At 72.0% G+C, this 13,227-nt stretch carries 13 protein-coding genes; 8 read left to right on the top strand and 5 right to left on the bottom strand.

The features are described 5' to 3' along the window. The first annotated feature begins 176 nt into the window (after positions 1–176). Complete coding sequence (locus tag PGH47_RS34295; RefSeq protein ID WP_271666623.1) at positions 177–971, top strand: IclR family transcriptional regulator; 795 nt, start codon at positions 177–179, stop codon at positions 969–971. A gap of 1 nt (position 972) precedes the next feature. Here PGH47_RS34295 and PGH47_RS34290 read toward each other — a convergent pair whose 3' ends face one another. After that, a complete protein-coding gene (locus tag PGH47_RS34290) occupies positions 973–1,257 on the bottom strand; it encodes a DUF5955 family protein (protein WP_030954509.1) in 285 nt (94 codons plus the stop codon). Between the two features lie 212 nt (positions 1,258–1,469). Between PGH47_RS34290 and PGH47_RS34285 the strand changes: the two genes are divergently transcribed. Together PGH47_RS34285 and aceB are read left to right on the top strand one after the other, a co-directional pair. Then, positions 1,470–2,072 carry a nucleotidyltransferase family protein gene (locus tag PGH47_RS34285; RefSeq protein ID WP_271666622.1) on the top strand — a complete coding sequence of 201 codons (603 nt, stop codon included), beginning with the start codon at positions 1,470–1,472 and terminating at the stop codon, positions 2,070–2,072. A 210-nt stretch (positions 2,073–2,282) separates the two neighbouring features. Beyond that, complete coding sequence (aceB, locus tag PGH47_RS34280) at positions 2,283–3,905, top strand: malate synthase A (RefSeq protein ID WP_271666621.1); 1,623 nt, start codon at positions 2,283–2,285, stop codon at positions 3,903–3,905. A gap of 1 nt (position 3,906) precedes the next feature. On the opposite strand, the gene PGH47_RS34275 is transcribed toward aceB, so the two are convergent. Both PGH47_RS34275 and PGH47_RS34270 read right to left on the bottom strand, forming a co-directional pair. Continuing rightward, a complete protein-coding gene (locus PGH47_RS34275; protein ID WP_126901106.1) occupies positions 3,907–4,188 on the bottom strand; it encodes a SelT/SelW/SelH family protein in 282 nt (93 codons plus the stop codon). Then, complete coding sequence (locus PGH47_RS34270; protein WP_271666620.1) at positions 4,185–5,099, bottom strand: HipA family kinase; 915 nt, start codon at positions 5,097–5,099, stop codon at positions 4,185–4,187. Before PGH47_RS34270 ends, PGH47_RS34275 begins: the two co-directional genes overlap by 4 nt. Positions 5,100–5,261: 162 nt before the next feature. Between PGH47_RS34270 and PGH47_RS34265 the strand changes: the two genes are divergently transcribed. Then, a complete protein-coding gene (locus PGH47_RS34265; protein ID WP_271666619.1) occupies positions 5,262–5,939 on the top strand; it encodes a DUF429 domain-containing protein in 678 nt (225 codons plus the stop codon). 40 nt (positions 5,940–5,979) lie between these two features. Here PGH47_RS34265 and PGH47_RS34260 read toward each other — a convergent pair whose 3' ends face one another. Next, positions 5,980–7,506: an IucA/IucC family protein gene (locus PGH47_RS34260; protein WP_271666618.1), complete on the bottom strand. Its 1,527-nt coding sequence runs from the start codon at positions 7,504–7,506 to the stop codon at positions 5,980–5,982. A 93-nt stretch (positions 7,507–7,599) separates the two neighbouring features. Between PGH47_RS34260 and PGH47_RS34255 the strand changes: the two genes are divergently transcribed. From PGH47_RS34255 to PGH47_RS34245, 3 genes are read left to right on the top strand one after another with little or no spacing between them, the layout of a single operon-like run. Then, on the top strand, positions 7,600–9,114 hold the full coding sequence (locus tag PGH47_RS34255) for an IucA/IucC family protein (RefSeq protein ID WP_271666617.1): 1,515 nt from the start codon (positions 7,600–7,602) through the stop codon (positions 9,112–9,114). A 43-nt stretch (positions 9,115–9,157) separates the two neighbouring features. After that, positions 9,158–10,423 (top strand): VWA domain-containing protein, encoded by a 1,266-nt coding sequence (locus PGH47_RS34250; protein ID WP_271666616.1) that lies wholly within the window; start codon positions 9,158–9,160, stop codon positions 10,421–10,423. Next, positions 10,423–11,226, top strand: a complete 804-nt coding sequence (locus tag PGH47_RS34245) for a hypothetical protein (RefSeq protein WP_271666615.1) — start codon at positions 10,423–10,425, stop codon at positions 11,224–11,226. Before PGH47_RS34250 ends, PGH47_RS34245 begins: the two co-directional genes overlap by 1 nt. A gap of 49 nt (positions 11,227–11,275) precedes the next feature. On the opposite strand, the gene PGH47_RS34240 is transcribed toward PGH47_RS34245, so the two are convergent. Next, positions 11,276–11,902, bottom strand: coding sequence for a winged helix-turn-helix transcriptional regulator (locus tag PGH47_RS34240; RefSeq protein WP_271666614.1), 627 nt, complete (start codon positions 11,900–11,902; stop codon positions 11,276–11,278). Positions 11,903–11,989: 87 nt separating this feature from the next. Between PGH47_RS34240 and PGH47_RS34235 the strand changes: the two genes are divergently transcribed. Further along, positions 11,990–13,201, top strand: a complete 1,212-nt coding sequence (locus tag PGH47_RS34235; protein ID WP_271666613.1) for a pyridoxal phosphate-dependent aminotransferase — start codon at positions 11,990–11,992, stop codon at positions 13,199–13,201. Positions 13,202–13,227: the final 26 nt, after the last annotated feature.

Here is a 13,227-nt window from a genome sequence, read left to right as displayed (position 1 = left end):
GTTCCGGTGCCGTCAAGGGCACACTTCTCCACAGTGCACCCGTGCGACACTCTCTGGACGTTTCCACAAAGCGGAATTACAATTCCATCAAGCAGAACGTAGCTACGTACAACCAGGGAGTCAACCGACCGACGGGTAGGCTTCAGCCCTTCCACCGGTCCCGAAAGGAACGCGCCGTGCCGACGTCCAGCGCCAGCACCAACGACACCGCCAAGTCCAACGGCGGCGGCGTCCAGTCCCTCGAGCGCGCCTTCGACCTGCTCGAGCGGATGGCGGACGCGGGCGGCGAGGTGGGCCTGAGCGAGCTGTCCGCGAGCAGCGGGCTGCCACTGCCCACCATCCACCGCCTGATGCGCACGCTCGTGGCCTGCGGATACGTCCGCCAGCAGCCCAACCGCCGCTACGCCCTCGGCCCCCGCCTGATCCGCCTCGGCGAGTCGGCCTCCCGGCTCCTTGGCACCTGGGCCCGCCCCTACCTCGCCCGGCTGGTCGAGGAGACCGGCGAGACGGCGAACATGGCGCTGCTCGACGGCGACGAGATCGTCTACGTCGCCCAGGTGCCGTCCAAGCACTCGATGCGCATGTTCACCGAGGTCGGCAGGCGTGTACTGCCGCACTCCACCGGCGTCGGCAAGGCACTGCTCGCCTCCTTCCCGCCGGAGGAGGTACGGGCACTGCTGTCCCGTACCGGGATGCCGGCCGCCACGGAGAAGACGATCACCACACCGGACGGCTTCCTCGCGGCGCTGGAGGACGTGCGGCGCACCGGCTACGCGGTCGACGACAACGAGCAGGAGGTCGGGGTCCGCTGCCTTGCGGTCTCCGTCCCCGACTCCCCCACCGCGGCGGCGATCTCGATCTCCGGCCCGGCCGGCCGGGTCACCGAGGCTGCGACGGACAAGATCGTGCCGGTGCTCCAGCAGGTCGCCCACGAACTGTCCGAGGCCCTGGCCACCCAGAACCAGACCTGAGTCAGCGGCGCGGCTCGCCGAACATCTCGACCGCGTCGCGCACTTGGGTGAGGCCCGGGGACAGGGCGCTCACCGAGCCGATCGCACCCGCGATCAGCAGCAGGGACCTGCGCAGTCGGGGAGTCTCCGGCGCCCCCGTGACCGCCATCGCGGCCAGTGCGGCGAGTTCGTCCTCGGCGATGGCCCGGTCCGGGAACTCCGCGGGATGCGCGGCGAGTTCGCGGCGCAGACGGGACACCGCCGTCCGCAGTTCCGCCACCCTCGAGTCCTCGTCGCTGCCCGTCACCGGCCTCTGCCCCAAGCTCCGCAACAAAGCTCCCCCTCGCACGCCGTTGTGCGCCAGCCATCGCGCAATTCCCGCCGAGCACCCCTGGCGTAGCTCGGGCGCCGGGGATGCCGGTCAGTAAACGCCACCCCTTGCCCAAGCGCCACCACACGGACGGAAATTCAGTCGTTGGGAGTCGGGGCGCTCGCGCGGGTGTCAGGTATGCAGGACGCATGACTGAGAAACAAGCCCCTCCGGTCGCCGGTCTGCTCCTCGCGGCCGGCGGCGGACGACGCCTCGGCGGGCGGCCCAAGGCCCTGCTCCCGCACCGCGGCCGACCGCTCGTCGAGCATGCCGCCGGGGTGCTGCGCACGGCCGGCCTCACCCGCGTGCACGTGGTGCTGGGGGCGCGGGCCGCCGCCGTACGGGAGCAGGCGGAGCTCGGTGACTGCGTACTGGTGGAGAACCCGGACTGGGCCGACGGGATGGGGTCCTCGCTGCGCGCCGGGCTCGATTCGCTGGCCGGCACGGGGGCGAGGGCGGCGCTCGTATCGCTGGTCGACCAGCCCGGTATCGGACCGCAGGCCGTGGCGCGGGTGCTCGCCGCGTACGAGGACGAGACGTCGCTGGTCTCGGCCGCCTACGACGGGGTACGCGGGCATCCGGTCCTGTTCGGCGCGGCCCACTGGGCCGGCATCGCGGCGACCGCGACCGGCGATCAGGGGGCACGCGCCTATCTCAAGGAGCACCGGGAGTCGATCAGGCTCGTCGAGTGCGGGGACGTGGCACAGCCGTACGACATCGACACGGAGGCCGACCTGGGCCACCTTGAGTGAGCGGGGTGGCACCGAGCGCCACCTTGCCTCGACTCAGAGAATCTCGACATCAACAAACCATTGAACTTCCACCATGAGGAAACTAGTATCCACTGTTCAGAAGCGCCTGACCGCTCCACGGGCGCCACCAGCCGTATCCGGGAAGACTGGCACCCGGTGCCAGAAGCTCGACAGCTCGTCCACGTAGCTCGCTGAAGGAAGTGACAGCTCATGTCCGCACCAGCGCCGTCCCCGCTGGCCATCGTCGACGCCGAGCCCCTGCCGCGGCAGGAGGAGGTCCTCACGGAGCCGGCCCTCGCCTTCGTGGCCGAGCTGCACCGCCGGTTCACGCCCCGGCGTGACGAACTCCTCGCCCGTCGCGCCGAGCGCCGCGCCGAGATCGCCCGCACCTCCACGCTCGACTTCCTCCCGGAGACCGCCGCGATCCGCGCGGACGACTCCTGGCGGGTGGCCCCGTGCCCGCCCGCGCTCCAGGACCGCCGGGTCGAGATCACCGGCCCCACCGACCGCAAGATGACCATCAACGCCCTCAACTCGGGGGCCAGGGTCTGGCTCGCCGACTTCGAGGACGCCTCCGCGCCCACCTGGGAGAACGTCGTCCTCGGCCAGGTCAACCTGAGCGACGCCTACACCCGGAACATCGACTTCACCGACGAGCGGTCCGGCAAGTCGTACGCCCTCAAGGACGCCGACGAGCTCGCGACCGTCGTCATGCGCCCGCGCGGCTGGCACCTGAACGAGCGTCACCTCCAGGTCGACGGCGTGCCGGTGCCCGGCGCCCTCGTCGACTTCGGCCTGTACTTCTTCCACAACGCCCAGCGCCTGCTCGACCTCGGCAAGGGCCCGTACTTCTACCTGCCGAAGACGGAGTCGCACCTGGAGGCCCGCCTCTGGAACGACGTGTTCGTCTTCGCGCAGGACCACGTCGGCATTCCGCAGGGCACCGTCCGTGCGACCGTCCTGATCGAGACGATCACGGCGGCGTACGAGATGGAGGAGATCCTCTACGAACTGCGCGACCACGCCTCGGGGTTGAACGCCGGCCGCTGGGACTACCTGTTCTCCATCGTCAAGAACTTCCGTGACGGCGGCGCCAGGTTCGTCCTGCCGGACCGCAACGCGGTCACGATGACGGCCCCGTTCATGCGGGCGTACACCGAACTCCTCGTCCGCACCTGCCACAAGCGCGGCGCGCACGCGATCGGCGGCATGGCGGCGTTCATCCCGTCCCGCCGGGACGCCGAGGTCAACAAGGTGGCCTTCGAGAAGGTCCGCGCCGACAAGGACCGCGAGGCCGGCGACGGCTTCGACGGCTCCTGGGTCGCCCACCCCGACCTGGTCCCGATCGCCATGGAGTCCTTCGACAAGGTGCTGGGCGACAAGCCGAACCAGAAGGACCGGCTGCGCGAGGACGTCCACGTCGAGGCGGCCGACCTCATCGCGATCGACTCCCTGGACGCCAGGCCCACCTACCCGGGTCTGGTCAACGCCGTCCAGGTCGGCATCCGCTACATCGAGGCCTGGCTGCGCGGCCTCGGCGCGGTCGCCATCTTCAACCTCATGGAGGACGCGGCCACCGCCGAGATCTCGCGCTCCCAGATCTGGCAGTGGATCAACGCGGGCGTCGAGTTCGAGAACGGCGAACACGCCACGCCGGAGCTGGCCCGCAAGGTCGCCGCCGAGGAACTGGCGAACATCCGCGCCGAGATCGGCGAGGAGGCCTTCGCCGCCGGGCACTGGCAGCAGGCTCACGACCTGCTCCTGGAGGTCTCCCTCGACGAGGACTACGCGGACTTCCTGACGCTGCCCGCGTACGAGCAGCTCAAGGGCTGACCTACTCCTGCGACGCCTTGTCCGAGTGGCCCAGGGACTTTCCCGGGGCCACTCGGTCGCGTACGGCCTGCTTGACCGCCGTCGGCTCGGGGAAGCCCTGCTCGCGGCGGTCCCAGACCGTCTCGCCGTCCACCCGGACGACGAAGATCCCGCCCTTGCCCGGCTTCAGCGCCAGTTCGGACAGCTCCGCCTCGAAGGTGGTGAGCAGTTCCTGCGCCAGCCAGGCCGCGCGCGGCAGCCATCTGCACTGGGTGCAGTACTCGATCTCGACACGACCGCTCATCCCAGGTGCACCGACCAATCCTGTTCCGCGGCCGGCTTGCCGTGCAGGTCGGGAACCTGCTTGAGCCAGTTCGGCCGCCCTTGCTGAGACTTCGCCGCCCTGCGGGCCTCCTCGGCGGCGAGTTCCTCCCGGGTGGGGAAGTCGGTGGGGAGCCAGGCCGCGGAGGCCCGCACGCGCGCGTGGAGGTGCTCCACGTAGGCCTCGCGGGCAGCGTCGGGCGTCACGTGTCCGGGCTCGTCGGCCAGCCAGGCGTCCGGCACCTCGTCCACGATCGTCCGCAGCAGTTCCTCGGTCACCCGGGGGGCCAGCTCCGCGTCGGCGGCACGCACGTCCGGGGTGTAGTGGCCGAGGGCGTGGTGGCGGAAGTCGTAGGACTTCTCGGGGTCGGCGCCGTCCCAGCGGTGGTGGAAGATCAGGGCCGCGCCGTGGTCGATCAGCCAAAGACGCGGCGGGACCGTGCCGGACGTCGGCCAGATCATCAGGTTCGAGCTGTGGACCGTACGGTCGACGTTCGCGGTCAACGCGTCCAGCCAGACGATCCGGCCGGCCTCCAGCGGGTCCACGCGGAACGTCTTCGCGACCTCCGGGGTGAAGTCCCGTGCGCCCGGCAGGAAGTCCATGCCGAGATTGACGCCGGCGCTCGCGGCGTGCAGCTCGCGCACCTCCTGGTGCGGCTCGCTGTCCGCGACGGCCGGGTCGAAGTGCACCAGGACCAGCTCGGGGAACCGCAGCCCAAGGGCCCGCGCCAGCTCCCCGACGATCACCTCGGCGACCAGCGCCTTGCGGCCCTGCGCGGAACCGGTGAACTTCACGACGTAGATGCCCAGATCATCGGCCTCGACGACACCGGGCACGGAGCCGCCGGACCGCAGTGGTTCGACGTAGCGGGTCGCGGTGACCTCTCTCATCATCTTCCAAGGCCCCGCATCTCGTTTGCCTTACATTCCATCATTCCAAGATCAGCTCCGCCCGGGTGCGATCCAGAAAACCTTAACCAGGCGGAACGGCCGGGTCTTCCCGCGACCGCCGGGTACCTTTCCTTGCACGCGACCGACACGGGAGAACGAGCGCTGATGGACGTCCTGGGTGTCGATGCCTGCGGCAAGCAGGGCTGGGTCGGGATCAGGGTCTCGGAGGGCGGGTATGCCGGGAGCCTGGTGGACGTCCGGCTGGCGGCGCTGATCGAGCGGGCGGGCGGGGTCTCGGTGATCGCGGTGGACATGCCGCTGGGGGTGGTCGAGCGGGGCTGGCGGGCCGCGGATCTCGGGGCGCGGGTGCTGCTCGGAGAGCGGCGCAGCACCGTCTTCCTCGTGGCGCCGCGGTCCGCGTGGCTGGAGTCGGAGTACGTGGCGGCCGGTGACCGGTGCCAGGAGCTGACCGGGCAGCGGCTGAGCCGGCAGGCGTGGGCGCTGGCTCCGAAGCTGCTGGAGGCCCGGGCGTGCCGGCTGGCCGACGAGCGGATCCACGAGGTGCACCCGGAGCTGTCCTTCCGTGCCCTGGCCGGCGGGGTGCCGTCGGCGTTCGCGAAGAAGACCTGGCGCGGCCAGAACACCCGCCGAGCGCTGCTGGCGGCGGCCGGCGTCGTACTGCCGGACGAGCTCGGCGAGGCGGACCGGGTACCGGCCGACGACGTGCTCGACGCCGCCGCGGCGGCCTGGTCGGCGGACCGGATCGCTCGGGGAGTCGCGGAACGGGTCCCGGAGGTGCCGGAGTTGGACGCGGACGGCCGTGCCGTGGAGATCCGGTACTGACCGGCGGGCGATGCGGCCCGCCTGCCGCCTCTCTGCGCACTCACCCGGCCAGCGGGTTCGGCAGGGGCAGATAGCGGGCGGCGGCACCGTCCGCGCCCGTCCAGCGCAGGAGCAGGTTGGTCTTGCCGGGCAGGGTCGGGGACGACAGGAGCGCCGGGATCTCGGGAAGGTCGTGGCGGGCCAGCTCGCGCCGGAGCGCGGGCCAGGGGTCCAGGGCCGGGTGCTGTTCGACGAGGGCCCCGGCGATCTCCACGAGGTGGTTGACGACCAGGCAGTACACCAGGCGCTCCCAGCCGGCCTCCCGTGACACCTCCGGCAGCAGCTTGACGCCCTCGGCGTCCCGGAAGAGGGCCTGGACCGGCATTCCGGCCCGGTCGACGGCGACCAGCGTGTTCTGAAGGTGCGCCTCCAGTACGACGCCATGATCGGCGAAGGCCGCGAGGGCGGGCGGGACGACCTGGGCCAGATACGCCTCCCACCAGGACTCCGGATCCTCGGCGCCGGCCAGCGGGCTGCCGTCGAAGCCCTCGACCAGTCCGGCGGCGAGCTGCGGCGTCGCGCCCGGGAGCACCCTCTCGCGCAGCCCGTCGCGGACCAGGACCGCGAGTTCCTCGAAGGCGAAGCCCGCGGTGCGGTAGCCGCGGTCGGCGAGCCAGGCGGCGGGGCCGTCCTGCGCGGCGAGGGCGGTGGCCGCGGCGGTGTCGGTGCGGCGCAGTCTCAGCAGGTCGTGGCGCCACAGCCGGCGGATGTCGTTGGTGATGCGGACGTCCAGGCTGAACTTCAGGAACAGGTCGCGCTCGGGCGCGTACAGCGTGCGGATCGCGGCCGTCGGCCAGGCGTCGGAATCGGTCGTGCCCAGCCGCAGCAGCCGTCCGTCCGCGAACGCGGCAGCGAGCTCCCGGCCTGCCAGATCCAGCTGCCAGGGGTGCGCCGGAAGCAGGCGGTAGCCGGGCGGGGCCTCGCCGAGGGCGTCCAGGGCGGTGGTGTCGCCCTCCTCGACGACCGTGTCCTCGCGCACGCCGAGCAGCGTCAGCGGGAAGCGGGCGTACGCCTCGGGGGCGTAGGGCAGCCAGCCGGTGACCGGGCCGCCGCCGCGCGCCTTGGGGGCGGGGTGGTAGGGGTGACCGGTCAGGAGGCACTGCTCGGAGCGCAGGTAGGGGTCTTCCGGCGGCGTGGCACGCGCGCGTGCCGTGAGCAGCGCGGCCACCGCGTCCCGGCTGTCGATCATCTCGGCGGGCAGTTCGTGGTTGGACAGACCGGTGTGGCGGCGCAGCTCGTCCGCCACGAGTTTGACCAGCTCGGTGTGTCCGACGCGCCGCCAGGCGCCGTCCACCCGCACCTCCGGCTCGGCGGGCCGCCGCTCGCCGAGCACCCGCAGCAGCCGGCCCGTGCCGGCAAGGCGGTACACCCGCCGCTCGCCGTCCGGGCCGGTCGGGTCCGCGCCGGGCTCCAGGAGCGGCTCGGCCACCTCGCGCAGCAGGCAGTTGAGGAGGGGCGCGAGCGCGCGGGCGTCGGCGCGGTCCGCGACGTCGGCTGCGGTCGGAGGGTTGAGGTGCACGTGATCCACTCGGTCTCTACGGTCCGTTCAGGTGGGAAGACGATCAGTATGTCTGTCGTCGGCGCCTGCCCGACGCCCTACTCGTACCCGAGGAGCCCGCCCGTGCACCGTCCTCACAGCGCAGAGGCCGAGGTCGCCGCCGAACTGGCCGAAGTGCGCCCCGACCTCGTAACGCGCTACACGGCCGAACTCCCCGGAGCCCGGTCGGCCGTCCTGACGCGGCTGTGGCGTGCGCTCGCGTACGAGCCGCTGCCCTGGGTGGCCGGCCGCGAGCGGGGCGGTGAGGGCCTGACCCTGCGTCTTTCGGACGGCCGCCGGCTGCACGGCCCGCATGCCGACCCGTACGCCACCGCCGCGTACGTCACCGACGTACGACTCGACGGGACGTCGTACGACGATCCGGCCCGGCTGCTGAGCGAGCTGTCCGTGGCGCACGGGACGTCGTTCGCGGCCGAACTCGGCCACAGTGCCGCGTCGTTGGCGCTGTCGCGGGCCGGGCAGGTGGCTCGCCCGAAGGAGTGGCCGTCGCTGGAGTGGGAGTGGGAGCAGCGGGTGGTGGACGGGCATCCGTTCCATCCCAACTGCCGTTCCCGGCCCGGTTTCTCGGTCGCCGAGCAGTTGGCGTACGGGCCGGAGCACCGGCCGGTGGTGACGCTGGGCACGGTGCCGGTGCGGGCGGAGGAGTGCCTGGTGACGGGAGCGTGGCCGCGTAACCTGCGGGACGGCGAGCGGCTGCTGATCCCGGTGCATCCGTGGCAGGCCGAGCATGTCCTGAAGCGGCCCCGCGACCCCTACGACGACGGGATCGCCGCGCATCCGCTGATGTCCCTGCGCACGCTCGCGCTGCCGGGAGGGCCGCACGTCAAGACGGCGCTCAGCGCCCGGCTGACGTCGTCGGTGCGGGACATCTCGGAGTACTCCATCGGCCTGTCGGCCACCCTGTCGTCGTTCGCGGAGATGCTCGCGGCCCGTATGGACGGCCTGCTGCACGTCACGCGCACGCTGGGCGCGGCCACGGCCGGCTCCCCCGATCTGGCCGCGGTGGTGCGCGAGTCGCCGCGGGAGTACGCCGGGCCGGGTGAGCGGGTGGTGCCGGTGGCCGCGCTGGCGACCACGGAACTGCCCCGGTCCCCGGTGTGGCTGGCGCGGTTCACGCGGCTCGCGCTGACCGTGGGGCTGCGGCTGCTGGAGCTGGGCGTGGCGCTGGAGGCGCACGGGCAGAACCTGCTCGTGGTGCTGTCGGCGGACGGCTCGCCGGTGCGTCTGGTCTACCGCGACCTCGCCGACATCCGCGTCGGCCCGGCGCGGCTGGCCCGGCACGGTGTCCCGGTGCCGGAGCTGACCGGGCGGATCGTCACGGACGATGTGACGGCCCTGCGCCGCAAGTTGTTCGGCTCGCTGTTGGCGGGGGCGCTCGCGGGCACGGCGGGCTCGGGCCCGGCGTTGCGCACGGCGCTGGAGACGGTCGTGGGCGAACTGCCGGACACCGCGGACCTGGCGGCGCTGCGTGAGGAGCCGCTTCCGACGAAGGCGCTGACGGTGATGCGGCTTTCGCCCGGGACGCCGGGGGATCAGTGGACGCTGCTGCCCAATGCGCTGGTCACCGAGGTGTTCTGACCTCGTTTTGAAGCGGGACACCTGAGATCAATAGGATCCGCCGATGATCAGAACACAACGGCTGGCGGCAGGGGTCTGTGCCCTGCTCGCCGCGCTCACGGCCGGGATAGCCTTCCCGGCCGGGGCGGTCGCCGACGAAACCACCGCCACCGCCCCGAAGGTCGATCTCGTGATCGACGTCAGCGGCTCGATGCGGGCGAAGGACATCGACGGCCAGTCGCGGATGGCCGCGGCCAAGCAGGCCTTCAACGAGGTGCTGGACGCGACCCCGGAGGAGGTCCAGCTCGGCATCCGCACCCTCGGCGCCAACTACCCGGGCGACGACCGCAGGACGGGCTGCAAGGACACCGCGCAGCTCTACCCGGTCGGCCCGCTGGACCGCACCGAGGCCAAGACGGCGGTGGCGACGCTGACGCCCACCGGCTGGACCCCGATCGGCCCCGCGCTGCTGAAGGCCGCCGACGACCTGGACGGCGGCGAGGGCTCCAAGCGCATCGTGCTGATCAGCGACGGCGAGGACACCTGCGCCCCGCTCGACCCGTGCGAGGTGGCCCGCGAGATCGCGGCCAAGGGCATCGGCCTGACCATCGACACGCTCGGCCTGGTCCCCAACACCAAGCTGCGTCAGCAGCTCAGCTGCATCGCCGAGGCGACCGGCGGCACCTTCACCTCCGTCGAGCACACCGACGAACTCGCCGACAAGGTCAACCAGTTGGTGGACCGGGCGGCGGATCCGGTGGTGACGCCGGTCGCGACGACGGGCGCCGATCAGTGCGCGAAGGCGCCGACGCTGAAGTCCGGCCTGTACACCGACCGAGAGGAGTTCGGGCAGCAGCGCTGGTATCGCGTGGACCTCGAGCCCGGCCAGGAGCTGCGCACCTCGGTGAGCGTGTCGGCCGACCGGGCGGTGAACCCCTCCTACGGGGTGCTGCTGCGGGCGGTGACCGAGCGCGGCCGGGAGATCGTGCGCGGCGAGGCCGCGGGCAACGGCCGCACCGACGTCGTGTCGACCGGTCTGCGCTACCCGAAGGCGGAGGCCGACGGCGACGACACCGCGCCCGCCGAGACCGTGTGCCTCCAGGTCACCCAGTCCTTCTCCGCGGGCTCCGGCGTGCAGTCCACGCCCGGTCTGCCGCTGGAGCTGACGGTCGACGTCGTGGACGGGCCGTCGACGTCGAGCGACGTGGCCTCCTTCGGCCTCGGGCGCGGCTGGTGGCTGCTGGGCGCGCTGATCCTCACCGGCTTCCTCGCCGGTGTCGTCTGGGGCTGGCTGTCGCGCTGGCGGTTCGCGGTCTGGAGGACCAACTGATGCGGATCACACGAGTGTTGAGCGGCGCCCTGCTGGCGCTGGGGCTGGCGGCGGGTCCCGCGGCGGCCGACTCCTCGCCGTCGCCGAGCGCCTCCGAGGAGGGCGGCGCGCCGACCACGGCGGGCACCTCCTTCCGTACGGCGGCCGAGGTCGAGCAGGGGCGGACGGCCACGGCCAGCGCCTCCACCGGCGACTACCTGTACTGGTCGTTCCCGGCCGACGCCGGACAGCGCCCCACCGTGAAGGCGACGGTGAAGCTGCCGGACACGCACGCCGCCGAGACCTGGCAGATCGACGTGTACGACGGCCTGCGCCGCCGTCAGGCGTGCCAGTACGGCGCCCAGACGCGCACCGCCGCGGCGAACAGCGCCTCGGTCGAGCTGACCTGTGTGCTGCGCACCGTGCGGGCCTGGTCGGAGCAGTGGGCCGACGACCCGCTGCCGGGCACGTACTACATCCGGCTGACGACCGTGGAGGTGCCCACCTCCGACCTGGGTCTGCCGGTCGGCGCCGAGGTCCGTATCGACTCCGAGGACATCGGCGGTTCGGCCGCCGTGGACGGGTCGCTGGCGGAGCCGCTCGTGCCGGGCGTGGCCGTGAAGTCGCAGGAGGACGAGGAGAGTTCGTCGGCCTCGGCGGTGCTGTCCAGCATCGAGCCCGACGACGGCTGGGCATCCGGCTGGTGGTCGGACCGCTGGGTGTGGACCGCGATCGGCGGTGTGCTGGCCGCGCTCGCGGGCATCGGCGGTTACGCGCTGACCCGTGGCACGGGACGGCCTTCGCGGGTGCCGCCGGGCGCCTGACACTCCATCACAAGGGGCTCACCGCTCAGGCGGTGGGCCCCTTGGGCGTTCACGCCTCCCTGAGCGCCTTCGCGAGCGTGCCCTCGCCGGTCACCTCGATGCGGCCGCCCCGTACCGCGTCGGTCACGCTCAACTCCCCGCGGGCGACGGCCTCGCACGTCCCGGAGTCCAGGACCAGCCGCGCGTCGGGCTCTCCGGGGGCGGGTCCGTCGCCGTAGACCGGCCCGTCCTCGGCGCCGACGTGCAGATGGAAGTCGCCCTCCTCCAGGCGGACTTCGACGAGACCCTCCCCGTCCAGCGCCCGCAGCAGCGGCAGCGCGAACCAGTGCGCGCGCACCGCGTCGGTGGGCCGCCGCTCGCCGAGCTCGGCCTGGCCCCACTCCCCGAGCGCCTGAAGCACGGGCAGCAACTCACGCCCGCGCGGGGTGAGTTCGTAGACGTAGGCAGCTCCGGGCGGCGGCAGCCGGCGCCGGGTGCCGATGCCCTCCCGCTCCATGTCCTTCAGCCGGGACGCGAGGACGTCGGTGCTGACGCCGGGCAGGTCGGCGTGCAGGTCGGTGTAGCGCCGCGGGCCGGCCAGCAGTTCCCGGACGATCAGCAGGGTCCAGCGGTCGCCGACGGCGTCGAGTGCCCGGGCGGCGGAACAGTACTGGTCGTAGCTTCGGCGAGGTGACATGCGACGCAGTCTAGACATGTTGTTGGACTTTCCAAGCTCGAACTTGGTAAAACCAAGCAACACACGCAACCGGAGGGGCGAGCGCGCATGGAGTTCCGGCAGTCGAGCAAGCTGAGCGAGGTCTGTTACGAGATCCGCGGCCCGGTCATCGAGCACGCGAACGCGCTGGAGGAGGCGGGCCACAGCGTGCTGCGCCTGAACACCGGCAACCCCGCGCTCTTCGGCTTCGAGGCGCCGGAGGAGATCCTCCAGGACATGATCCGGATGCTCCCCCAGGCGCACGGCTACACCGACTCCCGCGGCATCCTCTCCGCCCGCCGCGCGGTCGCCCAGCGCTACCAGACGCTCGGCCTGACGGTCGGCGTCGACGACGTCTTCCTCGGCAACGGCGTGTCCGAGCTGGTCTCCATGGCCGTACAGGCACTGCTCGAGGACGGCGACGAGATCCTCATCCCCGCCCCGGACTTCCCGCTGTGGACCGCCGTGACGACGCTCGCCGGCGGCAAGGCGGTGCACTACCTGTGCGACGAGCAGTCCGAGTGGTACCCGGACCTGGACGACATGGCCGCCAAGATCACGGACCGCACCAGGGCCGTGGTCATCATCAACCCGAACAACCCCACCGGCGCGGTCTATCCCAAGGAGGTCCTGGAGGGCATCCTCGACCTCGCCCGCCGGCACGGCCTGATGGTCTTCGCCGACGAGATCTACGACCAGATCCTGTACGACGACGCCGTGCACCACTCGGTCGCCGCCCTCGCCCCCGACCTCGTCGTCCTCACCTTCTGCGGCCTGTCCAAGACGTACCGGGTGGCGGGCTTCCGCTCCGGCTGGCTGGTGGTCACGGGCCCGAAGCAGCACGCGAAGGACTACCTGGAGGGCCTGACCATGCTGGCCTCCATGCGGCTGTGCGCCAACGCGCCCGCCCAGTACGCCATCCAGGCGGCGCTCGGCGGCCGCCAGTCGATCCGGGACCTGACGGCCCCCGGCGGCCGGCTGCGCGAACAGCGCGATGTGGCCTGGGAGAAGCTCAACGAGATTCCCGGCGTGTCCTGTGTGAAGCCGAAGGGCGCGCTGTACGCCTTCCCGCGCATCGACCCCAAGGTGCACAGGATCCACGACGACGAGAGGTTCGTCCTGGACCTGCTGCTGCGCGAGAAGATCCAGGTGGTCCAGGGCACCGGCTTCAACTGGCCGGCGCCCGACCACTTCCGCATCCTGACCCTGCCGTACGCGGAGGACCTGGAGGCGGCGATCGGGCGGATCGGGCGATTCCTGAGCGGGTACCGGCAGACATGACCGCCCGGGGTGGGTAGGACCCCTCC

The organism is Streptomyces sp. HUAS 31, from assembly GCF_028198125.1.
GTDB classification, from domain to species: domain Bacteria; phylum Actinomycetota; class Actinomycetes; order Streptomycetales; family Streptomycetaceae; genus Streptomyces; species Streptomyces chartreusis.
This window is presented reverse-complemented; position numbering and strand designations above follow the sequence as displayed.

What these genes read in the sequence shown, in the direction of transcription:
- PGH47_RS34235 (WP_271666613.1), top strand. Translation starts at nt 11,990, where the DNA reads ATGGAGTTCCGGCAGTCGAGCAAGCTGAGCGAGGTCTGTTACGAGATC.
- PGH47_RS34285 (WP_271666622.1), top strand. Translation starts at nt 1,470, where the DNA reads ATGACTGAGAAACAAGCCCCTCCGGTCGCCGGTCTGCTCCTCGCGGCC.
- PGH47_RS34275 (WP_126901106.1), bottom strand. Translation starts at nt 4,188, where the DNA reads ATGAGCGGTCGTGTCGAGATCGAGTACTGCACCCAGTGCAGATGGCTG.
- PGH47_RS34245 (WP_271666615.1), top strand. Translation starts at nt 10,423, where the DNA reads ATGCGGATCACACGAGTGTTGAGCGGCGCCCTGCTGGCGCTGGGGCTG.
- PGH47_RS34265 (WP_271666619.1), top strand. Translation starts at nt 5,262, where the DNA reads ATGGACGTCCTGGGTGTCGATGCCTGCGGCAAGCAGGGCTGGGTCGGG.
- PGH47_RS34270 (WP_271666620.1), bottom strand. Translation starts at nt 5,099, where the DNA reads ATGATGAGAGAGGTCACCGCGACCCGCTACGTCGAACCACTGCGGTCC.
- aceB (WP_271666621.1), top strand. Translation starts at nt 2,283, where the DNA reads ATGTCCGCACCAGCGCCGTCCCCGCTGGCCATCGTCGACGCCGAGCCC.
- PGH47_RS34240 (WP_271666614.1), bottom strand. Translation starts at nt 11,902, where the DNA reads ATGTCACCTCGCCGAAGCTACGACCAGTACTGTTCCGCCGCCCGGGCA.
- PGH47_RS34250 (WP_271666616.1), top strand. Translation starts at nt 9,158, where the DNA reads ATGATCAGAACACAACGGCTGGCGGCAGGGGTCTGTGCCCTGCTCGCC.